This is a genomic window from Dyadobacter sp. LHD-138, assembly GCF_030929615.1.
Taxonomy (GTDB): domain Bacteria; phylum Bacteroidota; class Bacteroidia; order Cytophagales; family Spirosomataceae; genus Dyadobacter.
Genome location: NZ_JAVFVU010000043.1, coordinates 52,695 through 62,772, shown reverse-complemented (window position 1 = coordinate 62,772; position 10,078 = coordinate 52,695). Strand labels below are relative to the sequence as shown.

8 protein-coding genes are annotated in these 10,078 nt (G+C 42.0%); 7 read left to right on the top strand and 1 reads right to left on the bottom strand.

Annotation, left to right across the window (positions count from 1 at the left end; translation table 11 throughout):
- Positions 1 to 133 precede the first annotated feature (133 nt).
- Both RB622_RS25725 and dinB read left to right on the top strand, forming a co-directional pair.
- Positions 134 to 736: a DUF1684 domain-containing protein gene (locus tag RB622_RS25725; RefSeq protein WP_308049639.1), complete on the top strand. Its 603-nt coding sequence runs from the start codon at positions 134 to 136 to the stop codon at positions 734 to 736.
- A 23-nt stretch (positions 737 to 759) separates the two neighbouring features.
- Positions 760 to 1,863: a DNA polymerase IV gene (gene dinB, locus RB622_RS25720; protein WP_308049638.1), complete on the top strand. Its 1,104-nt coding sequence runs from the start codon at positions 760 to 762 to the stop codon at positions 1,861 to 1,863.
- A gap of 81 nt (positions 1,864 to 1,944) precedes the next feature.
- Here dinB and RB622_RS25715 read toward each other — a convergent pair whose 3' ends face one another.
- Entirely contained in the window at positions 1,945 to 4,095 is a 2,151-nt protein-coding gene (locus RB622_RS25715) for a M43 family zinc metalloprotease (RefSeq protein ID WP_308049636.1), read from the bottom strand.
- Positions 4,096 to 4,585: 490 nt separating this feature from the next.
- Here RB622_RS25715 and RB622_RS25710 point away from each other — a divergent pair, with 490 nt between their 5' ends.
- The 5 genes from RB622_RS25710 (at position 4,586) to RB622_RS25690 (ending at position 10,072) form a co-directional block, all read left to right on the top strand.
- Entirely contained in the window at positions 4,586 to 6,409 is a 1,824-nt protein-coding gene (locus RB622_RS25710) for an ABC transporter ATP-binding protein (RefSeq protein WP_308049635.1), read from the top strand.
- 165 nt (positions 6,410 to 6,574) lie between these two features.
- Positions 6,575 to 7,516 carry a hypothetical protein gene (locus RB622_RS25705; protein WP_308049634.1) on the top strand — a complete coding sequence of 314 codons (942 nt, stop codon included), beginning with the start codon at positions 6,575 to 6,577 and terminating at the stop codon, positions 7,514 to 7,516.
- Between the two features lie 21 nt (positions 7,517 to 7,537).
- Complete coding sequence (locus RB622_RS25700; protein ID WP_308049633.1) at positions 7,538 to 8,353, top strand: DUF5672 family protein; 816 nt, start codon at positions 7,538 to 7,540, stop codon at positions 8,351 to 8,353.
- A 10-nt stretch (positions 8,354 to 8,363) separates the two neighbouring features.
- The gene (locus RB622_RS25695) at positions 8,364 to 9,311 is read left to right on the top strand and encodes a glycosyltransferase family 2 protein (RefSeq protein WP_308049632.1); all 948 of its coding nucleotides are present in this window, start codon (positions 8,364 to 8,366) and stop codon (positions 9,309 to 9,311) included.
- Positions 9,308 to 10,072 (top strand): glycosyltransferase, encoded by a 765-nt coding sequence (locus tag RB622_RS25690; RefSeq protein WP_308049631.1) that lies wholly within the window; start codon positions 9,308 to 9,310, stop codon positions 10,070 to 10,072. Before RB622_RS25695 ends, RB622_RS25690 begins: the two co-directional genes overlap by 4 nt.
- Positions 10,073 to 10,078 lie beyond the last annotated feature (6 nt).

Here is a 10,078-nt window from a genome sequence, read left to right as displayed (position 1 = left end):
TACATAATTCAATCTGATAACGCTCTGAGCTTTTGATAGAAGCATAAAAAAGATAAAACATCACGAAAGCCTATACAAAACAAAGAGGGCGCCTCAATTCGAATTTGAGACGCCCTCTTATTTTTTTAAGCATATGAAGAACTTACTTAACCTGGCTATTTTTTTAATAATTTGTAATGCTGTTCATGCGCAAAACTTCGAAGAACAGACAGAAATTTACAGAAAACATTACAAGGAGGAATTTCTCTCCTCTAAAAATTCTCCGCTGAAAAAGGATGATTTAAATTACCTGCGCTTCTTTGAACCAGACTCCACGTATCGCGTTACTGCCGTTTTTAAACGTATTCAGAAAAGCCGCCCTTTTGAAATGCCGACTTACAGCGCCATGAATAAGACTTACGTTAAATACGGCCAGCTAAAATTCCGTCTTCACGGTAAAAAGCAGTCCTTAACGGTTTACAGAAGTCTCAGCCTGCAGTCGCAGCCGCAATACCGCGACTACCTATTTTTACCTTTCAAAGATAAAACCAACGGGGTTGATTCTTACGGCGGCGGGCGATACATCGATTTGCGTACCGGCGACATTAAAGACAATACAGTGGTGCTGGATTTCAACAAGGCCTACAATCCGTACTGTGCTTATAGTGACGGTTATCATTGCCCGATCCCTCCCGACGACAACCATTTAACGGCCAAAATTGAGGCCGGCGAAATGAACTTTGGAAAGGAGCATTGAGTCAATTTTATTGATTAATACCTATGTCAGACGCTCCGAAGCCTACATACCGTAAAATTATCCATATTGACATGGATGCATTTTATGCCTCGGTGGAGCAGCGCGATTTCCCCGAATACCGTGGCAAGCCATTGGCTGTGGGCGGCTCTCCGACCGGTCGTGGCGTAGTCGCTACCGCCAGCTACGAAGCACGTAAGTTTGGCGTCCGGTCTGCCATGTCTTCCAGAAAAGCGATACAACTATGTCCTGACATCATATTCGTATTTCCAAGATTTGACGCCTACAAAGCCGTTTCCAGAAGCATCCGGGAAATTTTCCAGCGTTATACCGATATCATCGAGCCGCTTTCACTGGATGAAGCATTTCTTGACGTCACACAGGATAAGCTTAACATTGGTTCGGCGCTGGAAATCGCGCAGCAAATAAAAAAAGCAATCAAAGACGAGCTTCATCTCACGGCTTCGGCTGGCATTTCCACCAACAAGTTTGTAGCCAAAATCGCATCTGATATCAACAAACCAGACGGTCTTACTTTTATTGGCCCCTCAAAAATTGAAGCGTTTGTCAATAACCTCCCGGTCGAAAAATTCTTCGGTGTCGGCAAAGTGACTGCGCAAAAAATGAACGACATGCAGTTGTTTACCGGAGCGGATCTTAAAAAGTTGTCAGAAAACGAACTCGTCAAACGCTTCGGAAAATCAGGCCATTTTTATTACAAAATCGTCAGAGGGATCGATGACCGGGAAGTTCAGACACACCGGGAAACCAAGTCGCTGGGTGCGGAAGACACCTTCACATATGATTTGAGCACCACCGACGAGATGCACAAAGAATTGGACAGCATTGCAGAAACCGTTTTCCGTCGTTTACAGAAAAGTCAGTTAAAGGGTAGAACCATCACATTAAAAATAAAGTATCACGACTTCACCCAGATTACCCGAAATCATTCCTATCCGCACCCCGTCGGCGATTTTGAAACCATTTTCAATACCGCCAAACAGCTTTTGGAAAAGGTGGACCGAGAAGAAAAAACGGTGCGCCTGCTCGGCATTTCACTATCCAACTTTGGAGAACCGGAAGCAAAGCCAAGAAAACCACGTGACCCTGAGCAACTCGAATTGTTCTAAAACGACACTTCTCTATCAAGAAACCACCGCATAGCCAAAACAAATCTGCTCATTAAGTTAGGCTTTGATTGCATCATCACGCTAATATTTGACAATTTTCTTCGTCAATATTTTATCATCAAAAACAGCCTTCACGATGTACATCCCAGCTGCGTAATTTTGCAGGTTAAATTCAAAGATATTGGTAGGCACTTCCCCTGCCGGCAGCATCAGTTTCATTACCTCCTGCCCGCTGATATTATAAATGTAAATGGATCTTAATCCGGTTGGATGCGGATAAAACTGAACCGAGATGAGACCATTCGTTGGATTGGGTGTCACCAGAAATCCTGCTTCCTTCAAATTCGGGTTTAGTGTCACGGTTCGGATATTGATATCGTCCAGATAAATATCATTTTCATTGCCGTTAATGTTCATAAAAGCGACCAGCACATTTCCTTTGCTGATAAAATCGCTGATATCAAGCTCCTCTTTGCGCCATTCGCCCGTAGCTGGTGTAAATGCAGTACGGGTGGCGGCAGTACGGGTTACCAGATTTGGGCCCCATTTTTTATAAATACTGGTATAGGAAAGTCCGCAGTCTGTACTAACCAAAACCTGCAAAGTATCCCATGTACCGGAAGAATTTACCGAACCCGTATAAGTCGCGGCTGCAACCTGAAACGATACAAATGCAGAATCGACGTTGGCAATATTAACGGTTGGGCTGCGCAAATAATCCTTCTGTCCCAGGGACAAATAATCGAAGTTTCTTATTCTCGCCGCCACATTACCTGACTTAGCAGCCGCTGTGGTCGTTTCCCAGGTTTGTCCGCCATCGGGGTTCACAATATCCCAGGCCGTTGCGGGGAATGTTCCTTCAAATCCTTCCTTAACCGGTGGCGCAGAAGGCAGATAATACATAAAATCAAAGGTTTCCGTATCATTGGTAGTATCCTCATCCTGTGCACCATTGGGAATAACTGATGTAACGGTAAGTGTATGATTTCCCTCGCTCGTGGTCATCGAAGGCAAGGTTACACTTAATTCAGCATAACTTTTTAATGAACCCGTCCATTGATAACTGGTCACTTTTCCATTGTCAATGCTGGCATTGATGGTTAAAGAGGTCAGCGTTTCGCTTCCGCGGTTTCTCAGCAACACCACCGGCGTAAATGAATTGCCGCACAAACGCTGCTCTGGCTGGGTGATTTGCTTAACCGATGCATCTTTCCTTTTCAAATCCAACGGAATCCCGCCTTTCGAAGCACTTAAAAGCGACCGGTAGTTTGAATAGGCCGTCTCCATCCGGCCCACCTGCTCGGCCGTAAACATCAGCAGACATACATCGGCCGAATAATCCATAAAGTTCTGGTACATAATCCCAGGCGACACCGGGCTGCAATTATCGGTAACCATGCCGGTCTTAGTCCCGGTCGTGTTGTTACTCTGGTTTGGCGTATCACTCACCCCATCAGTTCCGTTGCAGCTCCCGTTGTCGTCACCCCAGATATGCCATAAATTAAAATAGTGACCAATTTCGTGCGTCAGTGTTTTGCCCGCATTGTAACCTGTCGCACTTCCACCCGGAAGACTGCGATAAGAAATGACCACACCCTGTTCATCTTCTGCTCCATCGTTTGGGAAAGTGGCATAACCCAGTATATCATTGGATAAATTACAAACCCAGATATTCAGGTAACTATCCGTATCCCACGCATCGGCACCGCCCATGGCTGCATGTTTCACAAAATCGCTCTGGTAATTAAAAGAGCTCTGGGAAGTATTGTAACGGATAATACCGGGCGTCGGCTCATCATTTGGCGTACGCTGTGCAAGGGTGAACTGAATACCCGATTGCCCGAACAATGACTTGAAATAAGCTGGAATTCTTGCTGAACCCGCATTTAAGCCCGCGTAATCTTTGTTGATGGTATCCAGCTGCGCTTTAATCTGGGCATCGGTAATCGTCGACTGATTATTTGAAACGATATGAAAAACAACCGGAACCGTCACCAACTCTCCCGTTTTCATGGATTTCCTACGCGCGATACGTTGTCTTACCATTTCCTGAAAACTCGCTTCCCGGGCATTAAACTTCTGTTTTAAAGCCGGATTAAGTTTAAATTTCTGTTCCAACAAATCCATCGTTCCGCAACGGTCCTGCGCCTTGCTGATAAAAGGCATGATCAGCAGAGAAAAAACAAATACCAGTTTGGGTAAATTTATAGCATCAATATTTGATTTTAACATTTTTCCAGGGTGCAAAAGTTATCGATCGGGATCGTTTCAGGTCTCTAATCCGGTTAATTGGTATTTACGAAAAAATGACCCGGAGTGATGCAGTCACCGGCTCATTTAATTATAATTTAATTTAAACGGAATTTCAATCACGGACGGTCAGTAGCTAAGTAACCGGAGAGAACAGTTTCCGGTTCGATAAGCCAGAACAAATTCTTCGAAATCTTACGATTTGTCCCCCTGTTACGAACCGGTCAGGGACGTAAAAAACGGTGCTGAAAATAATATTTTCCAAAACCTGTTCCAACCTTTTCCGAAAGAGCGGGTCTAAACTATATAACCCGTTCAGGAAAAAATACAAAAACCCCGGTGTTGTTTAAAATTAAAATTACATTTTCTTCGTTAGCATATATCCCGTCCGAAATAAACTTTTGACGGGGTTTCGCTCCACGAATATTTACAGAATGGCATAAAAACGTATCTTTGTGCCTTTATATAAAAAATGAAAACATACTTCCGATTATTATCTTTTGCCAGGCCAATTGAAAAGTTCGCCATTCCATACCTTATCTGCACAGTGCTGGGTGTAATTTTCACTACTTTAAATTTAGCTTTACTTGCTCCGTTGTTAATGACCTTGTTCAAAAGCGGGACCGCGGGAACAGAATTGATTAAAGAACCGAAAAGTTATTTTGAAGTAGCGGACTATCTAAACTATTTCGCCCAACAAGCTAATTTAACCTACGGACCTTATGGCGCCTTGCAACTTGTTTGTGCGGTCATTGTCGGCTCCGTTCTTCTCGGGAATATTTTCCGCTACTTCTCGCAGAGAATCATGGAAAACCTAAGAATTCACACATTGCTGAACCTGCGTAAAACCGTTTTTAACAACGTCATGGATTTGCATGTCGGGTATTTCAGCAACCAGCGCAAGGGGGACATTATTGCCAAAATTGCGTCCGATGTGGGCGTTGTACAGTTTTCGGTAACAGGCACCTTGCAAGTTCTTTTTAAAGAGCCGTTGCAGCTTCTTGCCTATGTATTTATGCTTTTTTCGATTTCTTTCAAACTGACCATTTTTGCAGTATTGGTGATTCCAATTTCCGCTTTTATCATTTCTAAAATCGTGAAACGCCTGAAAGAACAAGCCAAACAATCGCAGGAAATGTTTGGTTTGATGATCAGTTATCTTGATGAAGCGCTGACAGGTATTAAGATAATAAAGTCGTTTAATGCCACACAGGCAATCAAAACAAAGTTTGATTCTGAAAATGTGCGGTATTCGGATTTAGGCCGAAAAATGGCACGCCGTCAACAGTTAGGCAGTCCGGTTTCTGAATTTCTGGGCGTATTAATGGTAACATCCATCGTGTTATACGGTGGCTCCTTAATTCTTGGAAATCAGTCAGATTTGAGCGTCGCTGCATTTATTTCCTACATCGGTATCTTTTCGCAGGTGATGAGGCCTGCAAAAGCCATCACGGAGTCATTCAGTACCATTCATGCAGGTATTGCCGCGGGTGAGCGCGTTCTTGAGTTGATCGATGAGAAACCAAAAATAGTAGATTCTCCGAATGCGGTAGCCATCACAGCTTTTAACGAAGGGATAAAACTTGAAAATATGTCTTTTTCTTATTCTGAACGAGCTGTTCTGAAATCAATAAACCTGACTATCCCGAAAGGAAAATCCATTGCCTTGGTTGGACCGTCTGGTGGTGGCAAGTCTACATTGATGGATCTCATTCCAAGGTTTATTGAGGCAGAAAGCGGAAAAGTGACCATCGACAATGTTGATGTAAAAGATATAAAAATGGAATCCCTTTGGTCCATGATCGGCGTGGTTAATCAGGAATCACTGCTTTTCAACGATACCATTTTTAACAACATTGCGTTTGGTATGCCGCATGCCACGCAGGAGGAAGTTGAAAATGCGGCTAAAGTAGCCAATGCGCACGAGTTTATTCTTCAGACTGAAAATGGGTACCAAAGTAATATTGGTGACCGCGGCATGAAGCTGTCAGGCGGACAGAAGCAACGTATTTGTATCGCACGTGCCGTTTTGAAAAACCCTCCGATCATGCTTCTGGATGAGGCGACGTCGGCACTGGATACGGAATCAGAAAAACTGGTGCAGGAAGCACTGAACAACCTGATGAAAAACAGAACTTCACTGGTGATCGCGCACAGACTAAGTACCATTCAGAACGCAGATATTATTGTGGTGCTGGAAGACGGACAGGTCATTGAACAGGGAACGCATGGTGAGTTGCTGGATCGAAACGGCCTGTATAAGCGACTTATTGATATGCAGACTTTTAATGAATAGTTGGCATAAACACTAAAAGCATATTTCATCCCCGTACCCTGCCGGGCAATAAGTTCGTTAAAAGGATAGTTTTACCGCCATTTACAGAACTAAACAGACAAGAAAGTCCTTCGAAGACCGCGGTTATATCTGACGTTACACGAGGAATGTTCGAATTTTAGTAGCATGTTTAAACAAAAGAATCCAATAGCTAAACTTTGGCTGAAATATACAGACAAGGTACAATACAAGCGGTATAAGTGGGAGCTTAAAAATTACCGGCAAGAGGAATTATCCAGTTTCATTTTAGGAACTGAGCGGTTTACCACGCTTGAAAAGATCATGCAGCTGGCCGCCAATCACGGATCAGTCAATATCAGTCATAGTGGTAATGCCGGTGATATTATTTATGCTTTGCCGACCATCAAAAGGATATATGAACTTACAGGCGTTTCTGTAAACTTGTATTTACGCCTGGGAAAACCACTGGTTCTATCCGGTTATAATTCCCATCCGATGGGAAATGTAATGCTAAATGAACACATGGCGGCAATGCTGATAGCCTTGATTAATCCCCAACCGTATATCAAAACTTGCGAAGTTCATACGGACCAGCAGATTCATATCGACATGGATTATTTCCGGGATGGCAATATTCCTTTGGGTAAAGGAAATATCGCACGTTGGTGCAGCTATCTAACCGGTGTGAGCCCTATACTATACAAACCGTGGTTACAAGCCAAAGGTGATTCGTCCTATGCTGACAAAATTATTCTGGCAAGAAGTGAAAGGTATCGAAATTCTACGATCAACTATAAATTTCTGTCGAAGCTTCCCAACGTGCTCTTTGTCGGGGTAGAGTCCGAGTACAAAGACATGAAAAAGAGTATTCCCAATCTCCAATGGAAACAAATATCGGATTTTATGGAGCTTGCCGAAATTATAGCCGGGTGTAAATTTTTTATCGGCAACCAGTCATTCCCATTTTCAATCGCCGAGGCTCTGAAAGTTCCCAGAATTCTGGAACCGACTTTTGAAGTAATTAACGTAGTTCCGGAAGGAGAAAATGCATATGATTTCTTTTTCCAGGAACATTTGGAATCGCTGGTCCATATGCTGAATAAATAGAAAGCTGAATACTTGTCCCCGATGAAAAAAGCAAAAACCACGGCAGTCATAGTTCCCTTTTACAAAACACAGCTAAGCAAATACGAGAATATTGCTTTGGCGCAATGCATAAAGGTATTGGGAAAACACCAGGTTATTGCCATAAAACCGAACTCACTGGACTTATCTGCAATTGAAAAGCACGTGCATTTTGCAGATGTAAAGTCCTTTGATGACGATTTTTTCAGCGGTATTGATGGCTATAACAAATTGATGCTTTCCACTACATTTTATCAGTGTTTTTTGGAATTTGAGTTTATTCTCATTTATCAGCTCGATGCTTTTGTTTTTCGTGACGACCTTGATCTTTGGTCTGCAACATCTTACGACTATGTAGGCGCGCCATGGATAAGACCCATCAATGACCCCGATCTTATTAAAACGGCTAAAACAAAATTCCAAAACTTTTTTCATAAACGATACAACGTCTATGAAAATGGTTTACCGAGCGCCAAACAGTTTGAAAACCAAGTTGGTAATGGAGGATTTTCTTTGCGGCGGGTAAAAAAATTCTATGCACTCACGCAAATTTTCTCAGATAAAATAGCGGAATACCATTTGCGTTCGGAGCACCAGTTTCACGAAGACGCATTCTGGAGTATTGAGGTTAACCGAAAAAAAAAGTGGCTCAATATTCCATCCTACAAAGTTGCATTACAATTTTCTTTTGAAAATTCACCGGAAAGAGCTTATCGGATGATGAGCAACCAGCTCCCGTTTGGCTGCCACGCCTGGGACGAAAATCTCGATTTTTGGGAGCCTTTTATTACGCAGCAAGGACACGATATTAATTCTTAATCGCCAAAGTATGACTCTTGTATCCGTCATTATACCATCCTTCAATTACGGTTTTGTCATCGAAGAGACTTTAAATTCTTTGCTAAACCAATCTTACGCTAATTGGGAAGCCATTATTATAGATGATGGATCAACCGACAATAGTCGGGAAATCATTAAAAAATATGCTGCCTCAGATAAACGGTTCAAATATATTTTTCAGGAGAACAAAGGAGTTTCTACCGCCAGGAATGTAGGTATCAAGGAAGCACAAGGTAGTTTTATCCAGTTTTTAGATGCTGACGATTTAATCAGTGCGGATAAGCTTGCGATTCAGCTCTCTTTCTTTGCTGAGCACCCTGAGGTTGACATTTGCTATACCGATCACGTTTATTTTGAAGACGGAAAACCTGACATTCTTTATCCTGACTATGAAATGGAATGCAAAGATTGGATGCCACGTCTATGTGATAAAGGTTTTAATATTCTTGACACCCTATTGTATTCCAACATTGCGGTGATGAGCAGCCCGTTGGTGCGGAAGAAGATCGTTGAATTGACAGGAGGATTTCCCGAATTCAGTAACCATACCGAAGATTGGGAATTCTGGTTTCGCTGTGCCGTTAATGGCGCGCACTTCTGCTACCTAAAACATGCGGATGCAAAGACTATCATACGTATTCATCGCCACAGTGTCAGTAAAGATTTAAGGATAATGCGTGAGGGCGAAATAAGATTTCGGGATAGGATTTCTGATTACATCTGCAAATCTCTCTATTTGTCAACGGATGAAAAACAAAAACTACTCGCAAAAAATAGAGATAGAAAAAGAAAGCTTTATAAATTAATGATGTACGATATTTCACTGATCGACGTCAGGGATTTAAGGAGAATGGCCCGCGTGAGTGATTCTAAAATTTTCTTCTCTTTTTATTTCAAAGCACTCAATTACAAAAGAAAAGCTTTATTCAAAAAATGATAAATCCCGCTTTAACTGAAATAGATATTGTTATTCTAAGTTATGCCCGTAGCGAAGAGTTAAAAAACATTACTGAAAATTGTATTGATTCGCTGATAAAATCTGAAAATCCTTCCCGGATAAAATTCAATATCATTGTCGTTGAATCAAACAAATCGATGCGGCCATACCAATACGAAAATGCAAAGACCGTTTATCCCTGGCAGTCATTTGGCTATCATAAATACATGAATATTGGGATAAAAATGACCAAAAGCAAGTACGTATGTATATGCAATAATGACCTTCTTTTCCATCCGAACTGGGCAACGGAAATATTAAGTGCATTTAAAAATGATAAAGCGCTATACAGTGTTAGTCCGGCTTGTACAATCCATCATCCCCAGCAAGGAATCGAAATCAATAGCGGGATACACTATGGCTACGAGGTAAGAAAGGAGCTTATTGGCTGGTGTATTTTTTTCCGTCGGGATATGTTAAAAATTACCGGCAAGCTAGACCCTGGTTTTAAATTTTGGTATGCGGATAACGATTATAGCAACACGCTTCAAAAGCATAATCTAAAACATGCATTAATCACTTCTTCCCATGTTGATCATTTGGAGAGCAGAACGCTTAAAACCGAGAATGAAAACGAACAAAAAAAATTAACGGCGGGAGAGCGGTTTTACTACGAATATAAATGGGAAGGAAGAAGTTTTTTCTCGTATTTGAACAAATTGAGAAAGTTTCGTAAAAATTTAAGACGCGGAAGGATTTAGGTCCTG